Below are 22,651 nucleotides of genomic sequence, written 5' to 3'. Positions count from 1 at the left end.
GCGGATTGCGGGGCGGCTTGCGGTTGCTGCACGGCGCGGCCCTTGAGGCGCTCGTAGGCCGATTCGCGGTCGATCACCTGTTCATAGACGCCGGCCACCAGCGACGACGCGATCAGCGCCCGGCGCTCGTCATCGGTGACCGGGCCGATCTGCGAAGCCGGGGTCAGCACGTAGCCGCGCTCGACCACGTTGGGCCGGCCCTTTTCATCGAGGAAGGACACCAGCGCCTCGCCCACGCCCAGCTCGGTGATGGCCTTGGCGGTATTGAGCATGGGATTGGGACGGAAGGTCTCGGCCGCCGCCGTGACGGCCTTCTGGTCGCGCGGGGTGTAGGCGCGCAGAGCGTGCTGCACGCGGTTGCCGAGCTGGCCCAGCACGGTGTCGGGGATGTCCAGCGGGTTCTGCGTGACGAAATAGACGCCCACGCCCTTGGAGCGGATCAGGCGCACCACCTGTTCGATCTTCTGCAGCAGCGGCTTGGGGGCTTCGTCGAAGAGCAGGTGGGCTTCGTCGAAGAAGAAGGCCATCTTGGGCTTGTCCAGGTCGCCCACTTCGGGCAGGTGTTCGAACAGTTCCGAGAGCATCCACAGCAGGAAGGTGGAATACAGGCGCGGCGCATTCATGAGCCGGTCCGCAGCCAGGATGTTGATGATGCCGCGCCCCTGGGCGTTGGTCTGCATCCAGTCTTCGATGTTGAGCATCGGTTCGCCGAAGAACTGGTCGCCGCCCTGCTCGTCGATGGCGATCAGGCCGCGCTGGATGGCGCCCACGCTGGCGGCCGAGATGTTGCCGTATTCGGTCTTGAACTGCGCCGCGTTCTCGCCCACATGCTGCAGCATGGCGCGCAGGTCCTTGGTGTCGAGCAGCAGCAGGCCATGGTCGTCGGCGATCTTGAACACCAGTTGCAGCACGCCCTGCTGGGTGTCGTTCAGGTTGAGCATGCGGGCCAGCATCAGCGGCCCCATGTCGGAGATGGTGGCGCGTACCGGATGGCCCTTTTCGCCATAGACATCCCAGAAGGCGACCGGGGCCGCGGCCCAGGCCGGCTCGGGCAGGCCCAGCTGCGCCAGGCGCGCGGTGGTCTTGGGCGAAGCACTGCCGGCCTTGCCCAGGCCGGACAGGTCACCCTTGACGTCGGCCATGAACACCGGCACGCCGATATCGGACAGTGCCTGGGCCAGCACCTGCAGGGTCACCGTCTTGCCGGTGCCGGTGGCGCCGGTGATGCAGCCATGGCGATTGGCCAGTTGCGGCAACAGGCACAGTTGCCCGCCGGAATGGGTGGCGATGGGAAGGGGATTATTCATGTCAACTCGGCTTCGAAGGCAAAAATCACGGGGGAGGCGGTATGGTAAAATGCCCGCCCGATTATAGTCAGAACATGGCGGCAGGAAAGCACTATCGGTCCTGTCCGAACCTTGTCCCCGTCCGCGCCGATCCGTCGTCCGCGCCTGCCGGCCCCGCCGCAGCGCCTGCCGATCATCCCGGATTGCCGCACAGGGACGGTTCTGCCCTCACCATCTTGCAGGAAGATTCAACATGGCTGGACACAGCAAATGGGCCAATATTCAGCACCGTAAAGGCCGTCAGGACGAACGGCGTGGTCGTATCTGGACCCGCCTGATCAAGGAAATCACCGTGGCCGCCCGCATGGGCGGCGGCGACCCGGACGCCAACCCGCGCCTGCGCCTGGCGGTGGACCGCGCCTCCGACGCCAACATGCCCAAGGACAACGTGACCCGCGCCATCCAGCGTGGCACCGGCGCCCTGGACGGCGTGAACTACGAGGAAGTGCGCTACGAGGGCTACGGCATCAACGGCGCGGCCATCATCGTCGATTGCATGACCGACAACCGCGTGCGCACCGTGGCCGAAGTACGCCACGCCTTCTCCAAGTTCGGCGGCAACATGGGGACCGAAGGCTCGGTGGCCTTCCTCTTCAAGCACTGCGGCCAGCTGATGTACGCCCCCGGCACTGACGAGAACGCCATCATGGAAGCGGCCCTGGAAGCCGGCGCCGAAGATGTGGTCACCGACGAGGAAGGCGGCATCGAAGTGCTGACCGCGCCCAACGACTTCGCCGCCGTCAAGGCCGCCATGGAAGCTGCCGGCTTCAAGGCCGAAGTCGCCGAGATCACCATGAAGCCTGCCACCGAAACCGTGTTCGCAGGCGAAGACGGCGTCAGGATGCAGAAACTGCTGGATGCGCTGGAGAACCTGGACGACACCCAGGAGCTCTATACCAACGCCGTGATCGAAGAATAATTCTCCGCTTTTGCCCATTTTGCCCATTCGCCACTTTTACCTCCCTATCCCATGAAAATCCTAGTTGTTGGCTCCGGTGGCCGTGAACATGCGCTGGCCTGGGCCATCGCCAAGTCGCCGCGCATCCAGACGGTCTACGTCGCTCCCGGCAACGGTGGCACCGCACTCGACGAGCGCCTGCAGAACATCGCCATCACCGATCCGGTGGCCCTGGCCGACTTCGTCGAGCAGGAACACGTGGCGCTGACCGTGGTCGGCCCGGAAGGCCCGCTGGCAGCCGGCATCGTCAACGTCTTCCGCGCCCGTGGCCTGAAGATCTTCGGCCCCACCAAGGAAGCGGCGCAACTGGAAAGCTCCAAGGACTTCGCCAAGGCCTTCATGCAGCGCCACGCCATTCCCACTGCCGAGTACCAGACCTTCTCGGACGTCGCGGCCGCGCATGACTACATCGCCAAGAAGGGCGCCCCCATCGTCATCAAGGCCGACGGCCTGGCCGCCGGCAAGGGCGTGGTGGTCGCCATGACGCTGGAAGAAGCGCATTCGGCGGTGGACATGATGCTCTCCGACAACAAGCTGGGCGATGCCGGTGCACGCGTGGTGATCGAGGAATTCCTGGCCGGCGAAGAGGCTTCCTTCATCGTCATGGTGGACGGCAAGAACATCCTGCCGCTGGCCACCAGCCAGGACCACAAGCGCCTGCAGGACAACGACCAGGGTCCCAATACCGGCGGCATGGGTGCCTACTCCCCCGCCCCCATCGTGACTCCGGCGCTGCATGCCCGCGTGATGCGCGAAATCATCGTGCCGACCGTGCAGGGCATGGCCAAGGACGGCATCCCCTTCTCCGGCTTCCTGTATGCCGGCCTGATGATCGACGCCGAAGGCAACCCCAAGACGCTGGAATTCAACTGCCGCATGGGCGACCCTGAAACGCAGCCCATCATGGCGCGCCTGAAGACCGATCTGCTGACGGTGTTCGAACACGCCGTGACCGGCACCCTGGACAAGGTCGAGCTGGAGTGGGATCGCCGCACCGCGCTGGGCGTGGTCATGGCCGCCCACGGCTATCCGGAAGAACCGCGCCGGGGCGACCTGATTACCGACATCCCGGCCGAAACCGTCGATTGCGTGACCTTCCACGCCGGCACCACCCTGACCGGCGACAAGCTGACCACCTCGGGCGGCCGCGTGCTGTGCGTGGTGGGCCTGGGTGACAGCGTGAAGGTCGCGCAGAAGCACGCCTACGATGCCGCCGACCTGATCCACTTCGCCGGCTCGCAGATGCGCCGCGACATCGGCTGGCGCGCCCTGAAGCGCTAAGCCGAACACCGTACGACCCACTGTCCCCCGCAACGCCCGGTGTGTTGCGGGGGACAGTCGCTTTATGCTTCATGCGAGCTACCCGCCGACTGCAACAAAAGCCCATGCCGGCAGACTAAGCACGACACGCCACTACCGAAGAAAAGGAAGCCCCGATGCCTGAACACCTGCTCAACTTCGACACCCTCATCAACCTCTACCTGGTGCCATTCGGCCTGAAGGTCATCGCTGCCATCGCCATCTGGATCATCGGCGGCATGTTCATCAATACCCTGTCCAAGGTGGTGCGCCGGGTGCTGACTGCGCGCCAGTTCGAGACCACCCTGATCAACTACGCCAGCTCGGCCATGCACGTGATCCTGCGCGTCCTGCTGGTGATGGGCATCCTGGAAGTGTGCGGCATTCCCACCACCTCCTTCGCCGCCATGATCGGCGCGGTCGGCGTGGCGCTGGGCGTGGCCTGGTCGGGCCTGCTGTCGAACTTCGCGGCCGGCATCTTCCTGGTGGTGCTGCGTCCGTTCAAGGTGGGCGACTACATCACCGCCGCCGGCCAGACCGGAACGGTTTCCGACATCGGCCTGGTGACCACCATCATCACCACCGACAACAACCTGCGCGTGATCATCGGCAACAACAAGCTGTTCTCGGAAAACATCATCAACTACAACGTCAATGCCACGCGCCGCACCGACCTGCGTTGCCAGATTGCCTATAGCGTTGATCCCCAGGTGGCCATCGCCAAGCTGACCGAGCGCATCAAGGCCATTCCCAATGTGCTGCAGACGCCGGCGCCGGGCATCGTGATCCAGGAATTCAACGCCACCGGCACCCTGATCGCCCTGCGCGTACATGCCCCGACACCCAATTTCGGCCAGGTCTATACCGATGTGCAGAATGCCATCGCCGAGGTCTGCCTGAAGGAAGGCTGGCCGGCACCGGCTACCTACCAGGTGGCCGTGCCGCTGGCGCAACCGCCGCAAACCTGAGGCTAACGCCCCACACCGCCGGTCCGTGGCGCCCGACGGACCGGCTTTTGCCGCCCCACGAAGGGGCGGGCAAGGTACAATCGCGGGTTGGAACGCATTTCCGCCCAGTAACCGTGCACCAGAGCGACCCGCCGTGACCACCCATTCCAACGCCTCCACCCACACCGCCGCCGTCAAGGCCTACCTGCAAGACCTGCAACAGCGCATCGTCGCGGCCCTGGAAGCCGCCGATGGCAAGGCCTTCCTGTCGGATTCGTGGGAACGTCCGGAAGGCGGCGGCGGCACTTCGCGCCTGCTGGAAGAAGGAAACCTGCTGGAGCGCGGCGGCGTGGGCTTTTCGCACGTGATGGGCAAGAACCTGCCGCCGTCGGCAGCCGCCAACCGCCCGCAGCTGGCCGGTCGTGCCTGGGAAGCCATGGGGGTGTCGCTGGTGCTGCATCCGCGCAATCCCTATATCCCGACGGTGCACATGAACGTGCGCTTCTTCACCACCCATGCGGAGGGAGAAGAAGCGGTCTGGTGGTTCGGCGGCGGTATGGACCTGACGCCCTACTACGGGGTCGAGGACGACGCCCGCCATTTCCACCGCACCTGTCGCGATGCGCTGCAGCCATATGGCGACGATCTGTACCCGCGCTTCAAGACCTGGTGCGATGAGTATTTCTACCTGAAGCACCGCAAGGAGCCGCGTGGCGTGGGTGGCATCTTCTTCGACGATTTCAACGCCCTGCCCTTCGAGCAGGCCTTTGCCATGCAGCGCAGCGTGGGGGATGCCTTCCTGGAGGCCTACCTGCCCATCGTGGCGGCTCGCCGCGAGATGCCCTATGGCGAGCGCGAGCGTGACTTCCAGGCCTATCGCCGCGGACGCTACGTGGAGTTCAACCTGGTCTTCGACCGTGGCACCTTGTTCGGGCTGCAGTCGGGAGGCCGCACCGAATCCATCCTGATGTCCATGCCACCGCTGGTGAAATGGCGCTATGACTGGCACCCGGAAGCCGGCAGCCCGGAGGCCGCACTGTATTCGGACTTCCTGGTCCACAAGGAATGGCTGTAATGGCGCCGCCCGCGGCGCAGCGCTGCATTGCCGTGCTTGGCGGCAGCTTCGATCCTGTCCACAATGGGCATGTCAAGCTGGCCGAGCACTTCGTGGACCTGCTGCATCCGGACGAATTGCGCGTCATTCCCACCGGCAACCCCTGGCAAAAGCACGGTCTGCAAGCTGCGCCGGCGGACCGGGTGGAAATGGTGCGCCTGGCCTTTGACCGCCAGCGGGTGCCGGTGGTCATCGATGAGCAGGAAATCCGCCGCGCCAGCGCGACCTATACCATCGATACGCTGCGCGCCCTGCGTGCCGAACTGGGGCCGGAGGTGTCCATCGTGTTCCTGATGGGCGCCGACCAGCTGCAGCACCTGGACACCTGGCAGCACTGGCAGGAACTGTTTGAACTGGCGCACCTGTGTGCCGCCTCCCGGCCCGGCTTCGAGCTGGCCGACGCCCACGTGCCGCCGGCCGTGAGGGAAGAATTCAAGCGGCGCAACGCTGCGCCGCAAGAGATCCGCAGCACCACGCACGGATACGGCTACCTGGCCCTCGGGCTGGCGGTCGATATCTCGTCGACTGAAATCCGTGCCCAGCTGCAACGCGGCATCCGACCCGATTCGCTGATCCCGGGCAGGGTGCTAGACTATATCGAACAACAACATCTGTACCGAACTCAATAATGGACATCAAAAAACTGCAAACCCTGGTCGTGGACGCTCTGGAAGACGTCAAGGCGCAAGAAATCCGCATCTATGACACCACCCACCTGACCAGCCTGTTCGACCGCGTGGCGATCGCCTCCGGTACCTCGAACCGTCAGACCAAGGCGCTGGCCGCCTCGGTGCGCGACAAGGTCAAGGCCAAGGGCGGCAACGTCGTGAGCATCGAAGGCGAAGACACCGGCGAGTGGGTGCTGGTCGACCTGGGTGACATGATCGTGCACATCATGCAGCCGGCCATCCGCACCTACTACCGCCTGGAAGAAATCTGGGGCGACAAGGAAGTGAAGCTGGGCGCGGCCAAGCGCACCGGTACCTCGGCCTCCGCAAAGCGCGCCGCCGCCGACGAGGAGCCGGCCCCCAAGATCCGCCGTACCCGTGCCCAGGCCGAAGCGGTCGAAGCCAGCCAGGCCCTGGACGACGACGAGGATGCACCGAAGAAGCCGGCCCGCAAGCCGCGCGCCACCTCGACCAGCACCACCACCGGCACCCGCGCTGCAGCCGGCACGACCCGTACCACGGGCGCTACCGGTGCCAAGACTGCTGCCACCAGGACCACGCGCACCACCGGCACCAAGACCACCGCCGCCAAGACCACCACCACCCGCACCGCTGCCGGCAGCAAGACCGCCGCGCCCAAGGCTGCGACCACCCGCAGCAGAACCGCTGCCCCCAAGACCCCGACCGGCAAGACCGTGCGCGTGGCGCCCGCCAAGAGCGAGACCGCCAAGAAGCCGGCCGCCAAGCGCACCAGCAAGGCTTGATGCAACTGGTGATTGCTGCCGTCGGCCACAAGATGCCGGCATGGATCGAGACCGGCTTCCAGGAGTATGCCAAGCGCATGCCACCGGAATGCCGGATCATCCTGAAGGAAATCAAACCCGTCGAACGCTCCGGCAGCCGCACGGCCGAGACCGTGATGGCACAGGAACGCGAAAAGATCGAAGCCGCGCTACCCAAGGGCGCGCGCGTGATTGCGCTGGACGAGCGTGGCCGCGACTGGACCTCGGTGCAGTTGTCGCAGCAGCTGGTCCAGTGGCAGCAGGATGGCCGCGACGTGGCCTTCGTCATCGGCGGTGCCGATGGGCTCGATCCCGGCTTCAAGGCCGGCGCCGACACGCTCATCCGCATCTCCAGCATGACCTTGCCGCATGGCATGGTGCGCGTGCTGCTGGCCGAGCAACTGTACCGCGCGTGGTCGATTACGCAGAACCACCCGTATCACCGCGCCTGAACCCGTCCACCGCCGGCCTCGCCTCCCGGGCAGCGGCCCTTGACATGCATGGCTCAATGAAACAAGCGGACCATAAAATCTACCTCGCCTCGAAAAGCCCGCGCCGCCGCGAACTGCTGCGCCAGATCGGCATCGATTTCGAACTGATGCTCTCGGACAAGGAAGTCGACGAAAGCGTATTGCCCGGGGAAGCCCCGCTGGACTACGTCGCCCGCGTCACCCGCGCCAAGCTCGACAGTGCCCAGCAGACCATGATCCTGCGCCAGTTGCCGCATCGGCCGCTGCTGTCGGCCGATACCACGGTGGTGGTGGACGACCTGATCCTGGGCAAGCCGGCCGACCATGACGAGGCGGTGCGCATGATCACCCTGCTCTCCGGCCGTACGCACCAGGTCCTGACCAGCGTGGCCGTGGGCGTGACGCTGGGCGTGGAAACCGAGGTCTGGCAGATCGTGCAGCAGTCCGACGTCAGTTTCGCGCCGCTCACCGCCGAGGCCATCGCCGCCTACTGCAATACCGTCGAACCCTACGACAAGGCCGGCGCCTATGGCATCCAGGGCCTGGCATCGGTGTTCATCAGCAATATCGTGGGCAGCCATTCCGGTATCATGGGACTGCCGCTATTCGAGACGGCTCAACTACTACAACAAGCGGGCGTTCGAATCCTATGAGCGAAGACATCCTCATCAACATCACGCCGCAGGAGACGCGGGTTGCGCTGATCCTGCAAGGGGCCGTGCAGGAGTTGCACATCGAGCGCACCCTCTCGCGCGGCCTGGCCGGCAACATCTACCTGGGCAAGGTGGTCCGGGTGCTGCCGGGCATGCAGTCAGCCTTCATCGACATCGGTCTGGAGCGCGCCGCCTTCCTGCACGTGGCCGACATCTGGGAAGCCCGTCCGCACGATGGCCAGAACGCGCCTGCCATTCCCATCGAGAAACTGCTGCACGATGGCCAGACCATCACGGTACAGGTGATCAAGGACCCGATCGGCACCAAGGGTGCGCGCCTGTCCACGCAGATCTCCATTGCCGGGCGCATGCTGGTCTACCTGCCGCAGGACAAGCACATCGGCATTTCCCAGCGCATCGAGAACGAAGCCGAGCGCGAGCTCTTGCGCAGCAAGGTGCAAGCGCTGCTGCCGGCCGAGGAAAAAGGCGGCTTCATCATCCGCACCATGGCCGAGGATGCCTCCGACGCCGACCTGCAGATGGACGTCGAATACCTGCGCACCACCTGGGCCACCATCATCAAGCAGGCCAAGACCAAGCCGGCGCCCACGCTGCTGCATCAGGACCTGTCGCTGGCCCAGCGCGTGCTGCGTGACTTCGTGTCCGACCAGACTGCCACCATCCAGGTCGATTCACGCGAGAACTTCCACATGCTGCAGGAGTTCGGCGCCATCTATACCCCCTCGGTGCTGCCCAAGCTGATGCACTATCGCGGCGAGCGCCCGCTGTTCGACCTGTATGGCGTGGAAGAGGAAATCGAACGCGCCCTGGGACGTCGGGTGGACCTGAAGTCGGGCGGTTACCTGATCGTCGACCAGACCGAGGCGATGACCACCATTGACGTCAACACCGGCAGCTTCGTCAATGGTCGCAACTTTGACGACACCATCTTCAAGACCAACCTGGAAGCGGCGCATGCCATTGCCCGCCAGTTGCGGCTGCGCAACCTGGGCGGCATCATCATCCTGGACTTCATCGACATGGAGAGCACGGAGCACCGCCAGGCGGTGCTGGCCGAACTGGGCAAGGCGCTGCAGCGCGACCGCACCAAGATCTCGGTGTCGGGCTTCTCCACGCTGGGCCTGGTGGAGATGACGCGCAAGCGCACCCGCGAATCGCTGGCCCACATCCTGTGCGAGACCTGCCCGGCCTGCAAGGGGCGCGGCCAGGTCAAGACGCCGCGTACGGTGTGCTATGAAATCCTGCGCGAGGTCATGCGCGAAGCCAAGCAGTTCAACCCCCGTGAATTCCGCATCCTGGCCTCGCAGGTGGTGGTGGACATGTTCCTGGAAGAAGAGTCGCAGCACCTGGCCATGCTGGGGGACTTCATCGGCAAGCCGGTGTCGCTGCAGGTCCAGAGCGATTATCAGCAGGAGCAGTACGACATCATCCTGATGTGATCCGGCCCCAGGTCGCCCGGTCCGGCCGCACGCAACACGTAGCGCAGAATTGCCGGACACCACGCCCCGGCGCAAGGCGATGGCCGCAGTGCATCGATTACAATGCGCACTCCGCGGCCCGCCTGCGCGTTCTTTCGCTTTCCATGCCCACCTATACCTCACTGGCTGTCTTCCTGCTGTCGGCAATTTCGCTGGTCATCGCAAGCGGTTTTTCCCTGGGCGCGGGGATGCTGGTGCTGGGTGCGACGGTGCTGTTGCGGCCCGCATCTCCCCGTCCCCGCCTGGCGGCGCCGGATTACCTGTTCATCGCCGCCCTGGGCTTCTATTTCCTGTTGCATGTGGCCCTGAACCTGATACATCTCGCGCCGGGGCGGGAATACGATGCGCCCTTGCGCTTCCTGCTGGCGATCCCGGCACTGCTGCTGCTGTGCACTTTCCCGCCCCGGCCGGGCGCGCTGTGGTCGGGTGCGGCGGTCGGCGCCATCGGCGCCGGGCTGTTGAGTCTGTGGCAATGGCTGGCCTGGGGCATGGACCGTCCGGGCGGCAGTACCAATCCGATCCAGTACGGCAACATCAGCGCACTGCTGGCGGTACTCTCGACCTACGGGCTGGCGCGTGCGCTGGCGCTGGGCCACGGGCTGCGCTGGAAGCTGCTGCATGCCACCGGCGTTCTGATGGCCCTGGTCGCCACGCTGCTCAGCGGCAGCCGCGGCAGCTGGCTGGCGCTGCCCCTCTGCGCGATCCTGGCGGCATACCTGCTGATACGCGCCGGCCAGGCCCGGCGCCTGCTCAAGCCAGCCGTGCTCGCTCTGGCCGCACTGGCGGTACTGGCGCTGCTACCCCATTCGCCGCTGACCGCACGCTACCGGCAGGCCGTGAGCGAGGCCGGCGGTTACCTGCACGACGCCGATGCCCAGTCCTCGGTGGGCGCGCGTCTGGAGATGCTGCGAGTGGGCCTGTACCTGGCGCCCCGCCACCTGCTGCTGGGCTTCGGCAAGGAAGGCATGATGCAGGCCAAGCAGCACATGGTCGAAGAGGGCCTGGCATCGGACTCGGTGGCAGAGCATACCCATCTCCACAATGAATACCTGGATGCCCTGGTCAAGCATGGCATCCCCGGCCTGCTGGCCGTGTTGGTGCTGTACCTGCTGCCATTGCGCCTGTTTGCCGGGCGGGCCGTCCCTGGCATGAGCATCGAGGCTCGTATGGCCGCCGGCGCCGGCATGATGCTCATGCTGAGTTACCTGGCCTTCGGGCTGACCCAGGCTTTCCTGACGCACAACAATGGCGTGATGATGTTCGCCTTCCTGGGGGTCATCCTGTGGTCATTGGCACGGCAACAGCCTGCTGGACCGGCGAACACGGCATAATCTCACCTTTTCGTTACCCGCATTACCTGCACGCAAGGATTCTCCCGATGCTGTCCTACAACATGAAACGCCTGGCGGCCCTGCACTTGCCCTACAAGAAGCGGCTGGCCGTGGCATTCATTGCCATGATCGTCACCGCCGCCACCGAACCGGTGGTGCCCTACATCTTCCAGGTGCTGCTGGACAAGGGCTTCGTGGGCAAGCCGACTTTCTCGCTCTGGCTGGTGCCGGCGGCGGTGATCGGCATCTTCTTCATCCGCGGCATCGCCACCTTTACCAGTTCTTACATGATGACCTGGGTGTCCACCCGCATCCTCAACGAATTGCGCCGCCAGATGTTCGCCCGCATGCTGGACCTGCCGGTGCAGTTCTATGCCACCAATACGGTGGGCAAGGTGATCAATTCGATGATGTTCGAAGTGCAGCAGATCATCGACATGGTGACCAAGGTCTTCACCTCCATCCTGCGTTCGGCACTGACCGTGCTCGGCCTGCTGGCCTGGCTGCTGTACCTGAACTGGGTGCTGACCATCGTCACCCTGGTCCTGCTGCCGCTGGTGACCATCGTGGTGCGCACCACCGGCAAGCGGCTCAAGAAACTGAACCGTGATTCGCTCAACGTCAACGCCGAGATGACCCAGGTCATCGAGGAAACCACCCGCGCCCAGCAGGTCATCAAGATCTTCGGCGGCCAGGACTACGAGAAGGAGCGCTTCCATCGTCGTGCCGAGAACCTGCGCAGCTACACCATGCGCATGACGGCCGCCTTTGCCTCCACCGTTCCCATCACCCAGCTCATGACCGCGACCGCGGTGGCGATCGTCATCGTGATGGCCCTGATCCAGTCCGGCAACGGCCAGATCACGGTGGGCGGCTTCGTCTCCTTCATCACTGCCATGCTGATGCTGCTGGCACCGCTGAAGCAACTGGCCGAAATCAACGGCCCCCTGCAACGCGGCATGGCCGCCGCCGAAGAAGTCTATAACCTGATCGACAAGACGACCGAACGCACCACCGGCCAGCCCTTGACCGCGCGCGCGACCGGCAAGCTGGACTTCGTCGATGTCAGCTTCGCCTATCCGGGCCACGAACAACTGGCCCTGAAGAACCTCAACCTGCAGGTCGAAGCGGGCGAGACCATCGCCTTCGTGGGCATGTCCGGCGGTGGCAAGTCCACCCTGGTGAGCCTGATCCCCGGCTTCTATTCCAGCACCTCGGGTGAAATCCTGCTCGACGGCCGCCCCATCGAAACCATCTCCCTGCCCAGCCTGCGCCAGCAGATCGCGATGGTGAACCAGAACACGGTGCTCTTCGATGACACCCTGGCCGCCAACATCGCCTATGGCGACCCCAGGCCCGATGCAGCGCGCGTGGCCGCAGCGGTCGAGGCCGCGCACCTCAACGATGTGGTGGCGGGCTTGCCGGAAGGCCTGCAGACGCGCATCGGTGACAACGGCTCGCGCCTGTCCGGCGGTCAACGCCAGCGCGTGGCCATTGCCCGCGCCATCTACAAGGATGCGCCCATCCTGATCCTGGACGAAGCCACCTCGGCACTGGATACCGAATCCGAACGTGCCGTGCAGGCGGCGCTGGATCGCCTGATGCAGGGTCGCACCACCTTCGTCATTGCCCACCGCCTGTCCACCATCGAACGCGCCGACCGCATCGTGGTGCTGTCGCACGGACAGATCGTCGAGGTGGGCAACCACCAGGCACTGCTGCAGAAGGAGGGGGTCTATGCCAACCTGTATCGCCTGCAGTTCTCCCAGCAACAGGAAGCCTCCGTCTGAGCATGCCCATGCAAAACTGCCTGATCCCCGCCGACCTGCTGAAGAAATCCGACAAGATCCTCTTCATCGCCCATCTGGCCCTGGGCGACTTCACCTACCTGCAGAATTTCTTCAAGGCCTTCGCCGCGCAGAACCCGCATCTGAAGGTCCACCTGTGGGTCGATGAAGTGCGCCGCACGGCTGACGCCAGCCAGTGGCCGCACCTGAAGAAGTATTCGCTCTACGACTGGACGGCCGCCTGCCCCTTCTTCGACAAGGTCTACACCCGCACCTACAGTCCGGAGCTGTATCGCGCCTCCATCGCCGAGGCGCGTGGCGAGCACTATCCCATCGTGGTATCTCTGGCGACCCTGCGCCCGCACCTCTACGCCGGTCTGGCGCGCGAGATCAGCCCGGAAGGCTGGGTGGTCGGCATGCGCAAGAAGGTCTCGCTGTTCCAGCCGCATCATCTGCTGGCCTACCGGCAGCTGGATGCCGAGATGCCGAGCTACCGCAGCAGTGATCCTGAGCATCACATCAGCGATGTGTATGCCTTCTGGTTCCGTCAGTTGAGTGGACTGGAGGTCAAGGACGAGGCGCGGTTCCCGTTCGTGGACATCCCCTTGCAATGGCACCAGTATGCGCAGGAGCAACTGGTGCGCTGGGAATTCGCCGCACGCGACGGCAAGCTGGTGTTCATCAATCCCTACGCCAAGACCAGGAAGCGCTGCTGGACGCTGGAACAGGTGGCCGCGCTGATCCAGGCCATGCAGGCGCGCGAGGGCTGGCAGGATGCCTGCTTCATCGTCAACGCGGTACCGCAGGAACTGGCCAATGCGCGCGAGGTGATCGGCCGCTACCAGCTGCAGCGCACGCAACTCTTCAGCGCCGAAGAGAACTTCTTCCAGCTGCCGGCCATGCTGGCTGAATGCGACCTGATCATCTCGGTGGAGACGGCGGTGATGCACCTGGCCAACGCCGTGCGCGTGCCGGTGATCGCCCTGATGCGCCAGAAGAATCCGGAATGGGTACCGGTCGATCGCGCCAACAGCGTCGTCATCACCGCCCCGGGCCGCCGCGACTGGGTCAAGGCGGTCAGCGTCGAACAAGTCATGAAAGCCATCTGATGAACGTCCCAAGCCAAGCAGACATCCAGGCGCAGCCCGGTAACGGCAAGCCCTCCTTCCACATTGCGTTTTGCGTGGACAACAATTATTTCCGCGCCATGGGTGGCACCATTGCTTCCATCGTGGCCAATAATCCGGGGCAGCATTTCACCTTCCACGTGCTGGCCTTCGAAGTATCGGAAGACCATCAGCGGCGCCTCAAGCAGCTTGAGTCGATGTATCAGGTCAAGACCGAACTGCACCTGCTGGACCTGAACGATTTCACCCACTTCTCGCACTTCCTGGGCCATTCGCATTATTCGCTGTCGATCTTCACGCGCCTGGTGATCCCTACCGTGCTGGCCGAGGTGACCGATCGCGTGCTGTATCTGGACGCCGACATCCTGTGCTTCAACCGCGTCGACGAACTGGTGGACATGGATATTTCCAACGACATCGCAGTGGTGGTACCGGACGCGCCGGTGACGCTGCAACGTCGGGTGGCGGCACTGGGACTGGCACACAATGAATATTTCAACGGTGGGGTGATCTTCATCAACATCCGCAAATGGCTGGCGGAAGACATCACGCCCAAGACGCTGGAAGCGCTGCTGGACAGCAAGACCGACATGCGCTTCAACGACCAGGACGCGCTCAACATCGTCCTCAACGGCCGGGCGCGTTATCTGTCGCCGAAATGGAATTACCTGTACGACCTGATCCACGACCTCAACGTCAACAAGTTCGCGCTCAAGCCGGTGGGCAAGGCCATCTTCGTGCACTTCGCCGGTGCCGTGAAACCATGGGCGGCATGGAGCCGGCATGAGGCCTGCGACCTGTTCCGCCGCTACCTGGACATCTCGCCCTGGGCCGACATGGCACTGGACCAGGAGCCCCGCAACACCAAGGAACTGCGCATGCATTCGCGCTTCATGTACCGCCAGGGACGCCCGCTGGAGAGCCTGAAGTGGTATGTGCGCTATCTGCGCAAGCGCCGCGCCCGCTAAGCTCGTCCCCAAGAAGAACAGACTCACTTTCCTTCCTGCCATGCCGATCACCAGCAAGCACATCCTCATCAGTCGTACCGACAACATCGGTGATATCGTCCTGACCCTGCCGATGGCAGCGCGTCTCAAAGAACTCAACCCCGGGGTCAGGATCAGCATGCTGTGCCGTCGCTATGCGGCTGACGTGGTGCGCTATTGCGACGATATCGATGACGTGGTGGAAGAAGAGGATGTGGGTGAGAATCTCTATGGATTCCTGCGTGCCAGCGACATCGACACCGTGATCCTGGCCCAGCCCAACCGCGACCTGGCCAAGGCCGCCTTCTTCGCACGGGTGAAGCACCGGATCGGCAATGCGCGGCAGAAGGTGTACCAGCTGATCTACTGCAATGACAGGGTGCGCTTCAGCAAGGGCTTGTCCGAGAACCACGAGTCACAGATCAACTTCGAGTTCCTGCGCCCCTATGGCGACAGCCATATTCCGACTCGCCAAGAGATTGCCGACAGCTATCATTTTTCGATTCCGGTTGACGCCGGGATTGCGGCAGAGTTTGCGCCCCACGCGTTCAACCTGATCCTGCACACCAAGTCCAACGGCCACGGCCGCGAGTGGCCGGTGGAGCGCTATACGGCGCTGGCACAGACCCTGCAGCAGCAACCCGGGCTGCGTATCTGGCTCACCGGCAGCGCCGACGAAGGAAAGTGGCTGGAGCAGCATGCCGGCGCCCTGCTGGCCCTGCCGCACGTGATCAATACCTGCGGCACGATGAGCCTGGCGCGGTTGACGCAGTTCATCGCCCAGGCCGATGGCCTGATTGCCAGCGGTACCGGTCCGCTGCACCTGTCGGCGGCGATCGGTCAGCGTACCCTTGGCCTGTTCCCGCCGACGCGCCCCATGCACCCCGGTCGCTGGGCGGCACTGGGCAAGCGCGCCAGCAATCTGTGCACCGATCAACCTTCCTGCCAGGGCTGCGAAAAACTGCGCATCATGACCTGCGATTGCATGCTCGCCATCAGCGTGCAGAGCGTGCTGGACGTTGTGCAGGGCTGGATCGCCGACAGACAGGCATCGCCGCAATAGCGGCTGGCCAGCGCGGCTAGGCGTTCGCGGGCAGGCCGGCCGAAGCCCGCTTGCACCGCCCTATCGCGCAGAAGAAGATCGCCAGGTTGATCGTGTAGAAGCCATTGAGGATCACCCAGAAGAACATCACATCGGTGAAGTCGAACACCCAGTAGCCCAGACACAAAGCCACGCCCATGGCGGCGTAGGTCCTTACCTTCACGTCGGCGTGTCCCAGTTCCCGCCAGAACATCACCAGCGGGACCAGGTAGGTCAGCACCCAGGCCACCAGGCCGCCAGTCCCCCACAGCGCCATCTGGAAGAGCATGCCATTGTGCGAGTGCGGAAGTTCGGCCACCGCGTTGGAGATCTCCCCCTTGTCGGCCAGGCGATGCAGTTCCGGCTTGAATCCTTCCCGCCCCACACCGAATCCAGGGTGCTCGCGATAGAGCTGCCAGGAGCCGAGCCAGATCTGCAGGCGCTGGCCCACGGAAGTTTCGCGGTCACTGCGATCGGAATACGCGTGGATGTCATCACCGATGTCGTAGATGCGATGCTTCACCATGTCGCTGGAGAGCATGGCGACGCCCACCAGTACCAGCGGCAGCAGCAGGATCAGCATCTTGCGCATCATGCTCAGTTGCTTCAGATACAGGATGAGGAAGACCGCATAGAACGGCAGCACCAGCCAGGTGCCGCGGGTCTTGACCATGAAGGTCACGCCCAGGGCCAGGACGATGGCCACGATACGCAGGCAGCGCTGCAAGGTCGACATCGGCAGTTGCAGCGACAGTAACAGCCAGGTCCCGATGAGCATGGCCGCATTCGAAAACGCAATCCCTGCCATGAAACCCAGGCTGCCGGAATTGGGCAGGCTGCCGCCATCGGTGATCATCCAGGCCTTGGCAAAACACAGGATGCAGGCCAGCATCCAGGCCCATGGCAGCCAGTCCAGTGCCGTATCGGTCACGCGCCAGACCGCCAGGAACACCATCACGAAGAAGGCCAGCCGCAAGGGGCGGTCATAGTCACGGAAGGTGAAGTGCCCCACACCCACCTGATGGATCAGCACTGCCAGGGCCGGCAGGGCCATGACGACGAAGAGCACTTTCATCGACGGCAGTTGGGCGTGCCACTCTGGCGTCTGGTGGCGATAGACGAACAGGGTCACGATGCCCAGGAGGACCAGCAAAAACAGACTGGCATTGGACAGGTTGGGCAATACCAGGCCTAGCGAAGAAAAGGCCAGAAGGACGGCGAGCGACGGCAGCCGACACGAGGAAATCTGCATGGTAGTGATGTTGTTTTATGTGACTGGGACCCGACAGACTAGTATTCGACCACCACCGCCTCCTTGCCGAACGACGCCACCAGCGTCGATTGCAGGCTGTCACTGGGATTGACGCGCCAGGCGTCACCCAGCACCACTTCGCAGGCCGCGTCGGATTGCTGGTAGCGCATCACGAAGGGCAGGCCCTGCTCCTGGCGGTGTGCCGAGAGCGTGTCGCGCAGCTGGTTGGGATCAACCGCCTTGTTCAGCGACACCACCATGCGCACGCCATACTGGATGCGCGCCGCGCCCAGATCCATGACCTTGTCGGCGGCCACCCGCAGGCCGCCGTTGAAGCGGTCTTCCGAGACCTTGCCCGAGACCACCAGTAACTCATCTTCCTTGATGAGATGCTTGAAGGGTTCGAAGAGTTCGTTGTAGATGGTGGCCTCGATCACCCCGGTGCCATCGTCGAGCGTGCAGATCACCAGCTTGCCGCGCTGGGTCATCTGCACCCGCACGCCGGTGATGATGCCGGCCAGGCTGCGCGGCTCCCAGGAGGGTTCCAGGCTGGAAATCTTGGTGCGTACGAAGCGGCGCACTTCCTTTTCGTAGGCCGAGAACAGGTGGCCGGACAGGTAGAAGCCCAGCGCGCCCTTTTCCTCGGTCAGGCGTTGCTTGTCGCTCCAGGGCGGTACTTGCACGTATTCCAGCGGGGCTTCCAGGTCGCTGTCGTCGCCGCCGAAGAGGCTGACCTGGTTGGCCGATTTCTCGGCCTGCTCGGCGCTTTCCCAGGCCAGGTTGACCGAGGCTTGCAGGATGGCGCGATCGACCTTGAAGCAATCGAAGGCACCGGCACGGATCAGCGAATCGATGGTGCGACGGTTGATCTGTTTCTTGTCCACCCGCTTGGCGAAATCGAACAGGTCCTTGAAGGGGCCGCTCTTGCGTGCTTCCAGGATGGCTTCGATGGCATTCTGCCCGGCGCCCTTGACCGCGCCCAGGCCGTAGCGGATCTGGGTGGCCTTCTTGCCGGGCTCGCCCACCGGCATGAAGCGGTAGTCGGACTTGTTGATGTCCGGCGGCAGGATGGCCAGCTTGCAGATATCGATCGCGTCTTCGATCAGGATCTTGACCTTGTCCGTGTCTTCCATGGCCAGCGACAAGTTGGCGGCCATGAACGCGGCGGGGTGGTGCGCCTTGAGGTAGGCGGTGTAGTAGGACAGCAGCGCATAGGCGGCCGCGTGCGACTTGTTGAAACCGTAGCCGGCGAACTTTTCCATCAAGTCGAAGATCTCGTCGGCCTTGGCCTGGTCCAGCCCGTTCTTGGCCGCGCCTTCGCGGAACAGCTCACGGTGCTTGGCCATTTCCTCGGCCTTCTTCTTGCCCATCGCCCGGCGCAGCAGGTCGGCGCCGCCCAGCGAGTAGCCGCCGATCACCTGTGCCATCTGCATCACCTGCTCCTGATAGACCATGATGCCGTAGGTCTCGGAGAGAATGTCCTTGGTACGCGGATCGGGATAGTCGAAGGCTTCGCCGTGCTTGCGCTTGCAGAAGTCGGGGATCAGGTCCATCGGGCCGGGACGATACAGCGCCACCAGGGCGATGATGTCCTCGAAACGGTCGGGGCGCGCGTCCTTCAACATGCCTTGCATGCCGCGGCTTTCCAGCTGGAACACGGCGACCGTCTTGGCCTTGGTCAGCAGTTCGTAGGAGGGCCGGTCGTCCAGCGGCAGCTTGGCCAGGTCGAACTCGGCCATGGCCGGGTCCAGCATGCGGATGTAGCGCACCGCGCGATCCAGGATGGTCAGCGTGGTCAGGCCCAGGAAGTCGAACTTGACCAGGCCGACGGCTTCGACGTCATCCTTGTCGTACTGCGATACCACGCCGGAGTCGCCACCCTGTGTATAGAGCGGGCAGAAATCGGTGAGCTTGCCGGGGGCAATCAGCACGCCACCGGCGTGCATGCCGATGTTGCGGGCGATGCCTTCGACCTGCTGGGCCAGGCCCATCAGCTGCTTGACCTCTTCTTCGTTCTCCAGCCGCTCCTTCAGCAGCGGCTCTTCCTCGATGGCATCGGCCAGCGTGACCAGCTTGCCCGGCTTGAAGGGAATCAGCTTGGAAATGCCGTCGCAGAAGTTGTAGCCCAGGTCCAGCACGCGACCCACGTCGCGTACCGCGCCCTTGGCCGCCATGGTACCGAAGGTGGCGATCTGCGAGACCGCCTCCTTGCCGTAACGATCCTTCACATATTGAATCACCCGGTCGCGGCCTTCCTGGCAGAAGTCGATGTCGAAGTCGGGCATGGAGACGCGTTCCGGGTTCAGGAAGCGTTCGAACAGCAGGTTGTAGCGCAGCGGGTCGAGGTCGGTGATCAGCAGGCAGTAGGCCACCAGCGAGCCGGCGCCGGAACCCCGGCCGGGGCCGACCGGCACGCCGTTGTTCTTGGCCCACTGGATGAAGTCGGCCACGATCAGGAAGTAGCCCGGGAACTTCATCTTGATGATGGTGTTGTTCTCGAACTCCAGGCGCGCTTCATAGCGGGCACGCTCTTTTTCGCGCTCGGCTTCGTTGGGGAACAGTTCCTTCAGGCGCACTTCCAGCCCGGCCTTGGTCTGGGCCACCAGGAAATCGTCGATGGTCATGCCGTCCGGCGTGGGGAAGTCCGGCAGTTGCGGCTTGCCCAGCTGCAGCACCAGGTTGCAGCGCTTGGCGATTTCCACGGTATTGGCAATCGCCCCCGGCAGATCGGCGAAGAGCTCGGCCATCTCGGCCTGCGACTTGAAATACTGCTGTTCATTGAAGCGCTTCACCCGGCGCGCATTGGCCATGATCTCGCCTTCGGCGATGCAGGTGCGGGCTTCGTGGGCGATGAATTCTTCCGGGTTCTGGAACTGGACCGGATGGGTAGCCACGCAGGGCAGGCCCAGCCTGGCGCCCAGGGCCACGCTCTGGCGCACCTGTACATCCATGTTGGGTTGGCCAGCGCGCTGCAGCTCCAGGTAGAAGGCACCCGGGAAGATATCGGCCCAGCGGCGGGCGCAGGCCTCGGCCTGGGCCAGGTTGCCGTTGTCGATGGCCTGGCCGATGTCGCCCAGACCAGCGCCGGACAGGGCGATCAGGCCATTGCCACCTTCCTGGTGGCGCAGCGCCTCCAGCCACTCCATGCGCACTTCGGCGCGGCCCTTGTACTGGTTGTTCAACCAGGCCTGGGACAGGACTTCACATAGCTGCAGGTAGCCATGACGGTTCTTGATCAGCACCAGCAGCCGGAACGGCTTGTCGCGATCGGCATCGTTGGTGATCCACAGGTCGCAGCCGGCAATGGGCTTGACGCCCTTGCCACGCGCTTCCTTGTAGAAACGCACCATGCAGAACAGGTTGGAGAGATCAGTGACCGCCAGGGCGGCCTGGCCATCCTTGACAGCGGCCTTGACGATGTCGTCAATGCGCACCAGGCCGTCGACGATGGAGTACTCCGAGTGCATTCGGAGATGTACAAATTGCGGGGTAGTCATAGGACGACATTTTACCGGAGCTTGGGATGCACTTCGGCTTTGCGAGGCAAGCTTTTCACAGGAATTCAACTGCCTGTGAACAATTTACACAAACCTGCTCGAAATATTGCTAGAAGTCGCCTTGATCTGCATCAGAGAAGCGACATCCAGCCGGGCAGGCGCCGGCAAATTGCTGCGAACGCCTGGGCCGCGCGTATATAATGCTGACAATTCAAAGACTTAGAGCTGAGTAACGAACCATGCAGTCCCCCGATACACCCTACGTCAACATCGCCGCCTACAAATTCGTCAGCTTCGACGATACCGCTGAAAAGCGTCCCGAATTCCTCGCGTTTTGCCAACAACACAACTTGCGTGGCACGGTGATCCTGAGCCCGGAAGGCATCAACCTGTTCCTGGCCGGCCTGCGGCCGGACATCGACGCCTTCCTTGCCTGGCTGCGCGCCGACCCGCGTTTCGCCGACCTGATCGTCAAGGAAAGCTATTCCGAGAAGCAACCGTTCACGCGCATGCTGGTGAAACTGAAGGCTGAAATCATCACCATGAAGCATCCGCTGATCAAGCCCGAGCTGGGCCGCGCGCCCTTTGTGGAACCCAGGGAGCTCAAGCGCTGGCTGGATCAGGGCCATGATGACGAGGGCCGTCCGGTGGTGATGGTCGATACCCGCAACGGCTTCGAGGTCGATGTCGGCACCTTCGAGAACACGGTCGACTACCGCATCAGCAAGTTCACCGAATTCCCCCAGGTCATCGAGGACCACAGGGCCGACTTCGAAGGCAAGACCGTGGTCACCTTCTGCACCGGCGGTATCCGCTGCGAAAAGGCCGCCATCCACATGCAAAACATCGGCTATGACCATGTCTACCAGCTGGAAGGCGGCATCCTGAAGTACTTCGAGGATGTCGGCGGCGCCCACTACAACGGCGACTGCTTCGTCTTCGACTACCGTACCGCCCTGAGCCCGGAACTGAAGGAAACCCAGACCGCCCAGTGCTTCGCCTGCCGCGCCGTGGTCACACCACGCGAGCAGTTGTCGCCCGATTACGTGCCGGGCAAGTCCTGCCCGCATTGCGCTTCGGCGCAGCGCAAGGGGGAAGAAACGCAGGAAACCGCGTCCGCCCAGGCCTGATCGCCCCCTCCTGCAGCAATGAAAAAGCCGGCCCCAGTGAACTGAGGCCGGCTTTTTTGCGTCCGCCTTGGCGGTTGCTGGATGCTTCCTGCTGCTTACTTCTTGAACTTGGCTGCGGTTTCCACCACGCGTGCACCGAAGAGCTTGGCGGTTTCCAGATCGCCCGGCAGCGGGCCTTCTTCCGGCGAGGAATCCGACGGGCTTTGCGCCATCAGGCCCGAGAAGGAACCGACGAAGTTGATGTCGTTGCGCTGGGCAGCCTTGCTGTTGGAGGGCATCAGACCGGTGCCGACCCAGATCATGCTGTGCTGCATGCCCAGGGTGAACAGGTAGTGCAGGGTCGAGAGCTTGTCGCCGTTCATGGTCGCCGAGTTGGTGAAGGCGGCACCGACCTTGTCCTTCCACTTCTGGCTGAACCAGGGCTTGGAGGATGCGTCGGCAAACTTCTTGAACTGCCAGGACACGGTACCCATGTAGGTCGGCGAGCCGAAGATGATGGCGTCGGCCGCATCCAGGCTGGCCCACTGGGCATCGGTGATGCTGCCTTCGGCGCTGATGGCGATGAGTTCGACATCGGCGCCGGCAACGCCAGCAGCGCCGGCCTGCACGGCTTCAGCCTGCTTCTTGGTGTGGCCGTAGCCGGAATGGTAGACGATGGCAACTTTGGTCATGACGGGTATTCCTTCTCTAGAGAGTGAAGTGACACGGTGGAAAATCCGCCGGT

Annotated in this window: 19 protein-coding genes; 15 read left to right on the top strand and 4 right to left on the bottom strand. The window is 63.6% G+C overall.

The window, feature by feature from the left end; translation table 11 throughout:
- Positions 1-1,307: helicase HerA-like C-terminal domain-containing protein (locus tag HBH1_RS22380; RefSeq protein WP_102664427.1), on the bottom strand; the 1,307-nt coding region annotated here is incomplete at its 3' end.
- A gap of 232 nt (positions 1,308-1,539) precedes the next feature.
- On the opposite strand from HBH1_RS22380, the gene HBH1_RS22375 reads away from it, so the two are divergent.
- The 14 genes from HBH1_RS22375 to HBH1_RS22310 all read left to right on the top strand — a co-directional run bounded on the left by HBH1_RS22375 (position 1,540) and on the right by HBH1_RS22310 (position 16,030).
- Positions 1,540-2,265 carry a YebC/PmpR family DNA-binding transcriptional regulator gene (locus HBH1_RS22375; protein ID WP_006464674.1) on the top strand — a complete coding sequence of 242 codons (726 nt, stop codon included), beginning with the start codon at positions 1,540-1,542 and terminating at the stop codon, positions 2,263-2,265.
- 51 nt (positions 2,266-2,316) lie between these two features.
- On the top strand, positions 2,317-3,585 hold the full coding sequence (purD, locus tag HBH1_RS22370; RefSeq protein ID WP_006464673.1) for a phosphoribosylamine--glycine ligase: 1,269 nt from the start codon (positions 2,317-2,319) through the stop codon (positions 3,583-3,585).
- 155 nt (positions 3,586-3,740) lie between these two features.
- Positions 3,741-4,571, top strand: coding sequence for a mechanosensitive ion channel family protein (locus tag HBH1_RS22365; RefSeq protein ID WP_102664426.1), 831 nt, complete (start codon positions 3,741-3,743; stop codon positions 4,569-4,571).
- A gap of 133 nt (positions 4,572-4,704) precedes the next feature.
- On the top strand, positions 4,705-5,625 hold the full coding sequence (hemF, locus tag HBH1_RS22360; protein WP_102664425.1) for an oxygen-dependent coproporphyrinogen oxidase: 921 nt from the start codon (positions 4,705-4,707) through the stop codon (positions 5,623-5,625).
- Positions 5,625-6,293: a nicotinate-nucleotide adenylyltransferase gene (locus HBH1_RS22355; RefSeq protein WP_006464670.1), complete on the top strand. Its 669-nt coding sequence runs from the start codon at positions 5,625-5,627 to the stop codon at positions 6,291-6,293. The genes hemF and HBH1_RS22355 overlap by 1 nt, the downstream gene beginning before the upstream one ends.
- Positions 6,293-7,096, top strand: a complete 804-nt coding sequence (gene rsfS, locus HBH1_RS22350; protein ID WP_102664424.1) for a ribosome silencing factor — start codon at positions 6,293-6,295, stop codon at positions 7,094-7,096. Before HBH1_RS22355 ends, rsfS begins: the two co-directional genes overlap by 1 nt.
- Positions 7,096-7,566: a 23S rRNA (pseudouridine(1915)-N(3))-methyltransferase RlmH gene (rlmH, locus tag HBH1_RS22345; protein ID WP_102664423.1), complete on the top strand. Its 471-nt coding sequence runs from the start codon at positions 7,096-7,098 to the stop codon at positions 7,564-7,566. Before rsfS ends, rlmH begins: the two co-directional genes overlap by 1 nt.
- A 56-nt stretch (positions 7,567-7,622) precedes the next feature.
- Complete coding sequence (locus HBH1_RS22340) at positions 7,623-8,237, top strand: Maf family protein (RefSeq protein ID WP_077237525.1); 615 nt, start codon at positions 7,623-7,625, stop codon at positions 8,235-8,237.
- Positions 8,234-9,697 carry a ribonuclease G gene (gene rng / locus HBH1_RS22335; protein ID WP_077237526.1) on the top strand — a complete coding sequence of 488 codons (1,464 nt, stop codon included), beginning with the start codon at positions 8,234-8,236 and terminating at the stop codon, positions 9,695-9,697. The genes HBH1_RS22340 and rng overlap by 4 nt, the downstream gene beginning before the upstream one ends.
- Before the next feature lie 143 nt (positions 9,698-9,840).
- Positions 9,841-11,067, top strand: a complete 1,227-nt coding sequence (locus tag HBH1_RS22330) for an O-antigen ligase family protein (RefSeq protein WP_102664422.1) — start codon at positions 9,841-9,843, stop codon at positions 11,065-11,067.
- Between the two features lie 47 nt (positions 11,068-11,114).
- Positions 11,115-12,857, top strand: coding sequence for a lipid A export permease/ATP-binding protein MsbA (gene msbA, locus HBH1_RS22325; RefSeq protein ID WP_102664421.1), 1,743 nt, complete (start codon positions 11,115-11,117; stop codon positions 12,855-12,857).
- An 8-nt stretch (positions 12,858-12,865) separates the two neighbouring features.
- Complete coding sequence (locus HBH1_RS22320; protein WP_166758308.1) at positions 12,866-13,963, top strand: glycosyltransferase family 9 protein; 1,098 nt, start codon at positions 12,866-12,868, stop codon at positions 13,961-13,963.
- Positions 13,963-14,949 carry a glycosyltransferase family 8 protein gene (locus HBH1_RS22315; RefSeq protein WP_102664419.1) on the top strand — a complete coding sequence of 329 codons (987 nt, stop codon included), beginning with the start codon at positions 13,963-13,965 and terminating at the stop codon, positions 14,947-14,949. Before HBH1_RS22320 ends, HBH1_RS22315 begins: the two co-directional genes overlap by 1 nt.
- Before the next feature lie 40 nt (positions 14,950-14,989).
- Positions 14,990-16,030, top strand: coding sequence for a glycosyltransferase family 9 protein (locus tag HBH1_RS22310; RefSeq protein WP_102664418.1), 1,041 nt, complete (start codon positions 14,990-14,992; stop codon positions 16,028-16,030).
- A 16-nt stretch (positions 16,031-16,046) separates the two neighbouring features.
- On the opposite strand, the gene HBH1_RS22305 is transcribed toward HBH1_RS22310, so the two are convergent.
- Positions 16,047-17,231: an O-antigen ligase family protein gene (locus HBH1_RS22305; protein ID WP_158243318.1), complete on the bottom strand. Its 1,185-nt coding sequence runs from the start codon at positions 17,229-17,231 to the stop codon at positions 16,047-16,049.
- 107 nt (positions 17,232-17,338) lie between these two features.
- Complete coding sequence (gene dnaE / locus HBH1_RS22300) at positions 17,339-20,797, bottom strand: DNA polymerase III subunit alpha (RefSeq protein ID WP_102664416.1); 3,459 nt, start codon at positions 20,795-20,797, stop codon at positions 17,339-17,341.
- Between the two features lie 239 nt (positions 20,798-21,036).
- On the opposite strand from dnaE, the gene HBH1_RS22295 reads away from it, so the two are divergent.
- Positions 21,037-21,927 (top strand): sulfurtransferase, encoded by an 891-nt coding sequence (locus HBH1_RS22295; RefSeq protein ID WP_102664415.1) that lies wholly within the window; start codon positions 21,037-21,039, stop codon positions 21,925-21,927.
- A gap of 95 nt (positions 21,928-22,022) precedes the next feature.
- Here HBH1_RS22295 and HBH1_RS22290 read toward each other — a convergent pair whose 3' ends face one another.
- Entirely contained in the window at positions 22,023-22,598 is a 576-nt protein-coding gene (locus tag HBH1_RS22290) for a flavodoxin family protein (RefSeq protein ID WP_102664414.1), read from the bottom strand.
- Positions 22,599-22,651 lie beyond the last annotated feature (53 nt).

Origin of the sequence: Herbaspirillum sp. BH-1 (assembly GCF_002870055.1) — a bacterium.
Classification (GTDB): Bacteria; Pseudomonadota; Gammaproteobacteria; order Burkholderiales; family Burkholderiaceae_D; genus Herbaspirillum; species Herbaspirillum frisingense.
The sequence above is the reverse complement of the archived record's forward strand: the minus strand, read 5'-3'. Positions and strand labels throughout refer to the sequence as shown.

Bases quoted from the DNA above. Each gene is read 5' to 3' on its own strand.
- HBH1_RS22375 (WP_006464674.1), top strand. From the start codon at position 1,540: ATGGCTGGACACAGCAAATGGGCCAATATTCAGCACCGTAAAGGCCGT.
- purD (WP_006464673.1), top strand. From the start codon at position 2,317: ATGAAAATCCTAGTTGTTGGCTCCGGTGGCCGTGAACATGCGCTGGCC.
- HBH1_RS22365 (WP_102664426.1), top strand. From the start codon at position 3,741: ATGCCTGAACACCTGCTCAACTTCGACACCCTCATCAACCTCTACCTG.
- HBH1_RS22355 (WP_006464670.1), top strand. From the start codon at position 5,625: ATGGCGCCGCCCGCGGCGCAGCGCTGCATTGCCGTGCTTGGCGGCAGC.
- rsfS (WP_102664424.1), top strand. From the start codon at position 6,293: ATGGACATCAAAAAACTGCAAACCCTGGTCGTGGACGCTCTGGAAGAC.
- rlmH (WP_102664423.1), top strand. From the start codon at position 7,096: ATGCAACTGGTGATTGCTGCCGTCGGCCACAAGATGCCGGCATGGATC.
- HBH1_RS22340 (WP_077237525.1), top strand. From the start codon at position 7,623: ATGAAACAAGCGGACCATAAAATCTACCTCGCCTCGAAAAGCCCGCGC.
- rng (WP_077237526.1), top strand. From the start codon at position 8,234: ATGAGCGAAGACATCCTCATCAACATCACGCCGCAGGAGACGCGGGTT.
- HBH1_RS22330 (WP_102664422.1), top strand. From the start codon at position 9,841: ATGCCCACCTATACCTCACTGGCTGTCTTCCTGCTGTCGGCAATTTCG.
- msbA (WP_102664421.1), top strand. From the start codon at position 11,115: ATGCTGTCCTACAACATGAAACGCCTGGCGGCCCTGCACTTGCCCTAC.
- HBH1_RS22320 (WP_166758308.1), top strand. From the start codon at position 12,866: ATGCAAAACTGCCTGATCCCCGCCGACCTGCTGAAGAAATCCGACAAG.
- HBH1_RS22315 (WP_102664419.1), top strand. From the start codon at position 13,963: ATGAACGTCCCAAGCCAAGCAGACATCCAGGCGCAGCCCGGTAACGGC.
- HBH1_RS22310 (WP_102664418.1), top strand. From the start codon at position 14,990: ATGCCGATCACCAGCAAGCACATCCTCATCAGTCGTACCGACAACATC.
- dnaE (WP_102664416.1), bottom strand. From the start codon at position 20,797: ATGACTACCCCGCAATTTGTACATCTCCGAATGCACTCGGAGTACTCC.
- HBH1_RS22295 (WP_102664415.1), top strand. From the start codon at position 21,037: ATGCAGTCCCCCGATACACCCTACGTCAACATCGCCGCCTACAAATTC.
- HBH1_RS22290 (WP_102664414.1), bottom strand. From the start codon at position 22,598: ATGACCAAAGTTGCCATCGTCTACCATTCCGGCTACGGCCACACCAAG.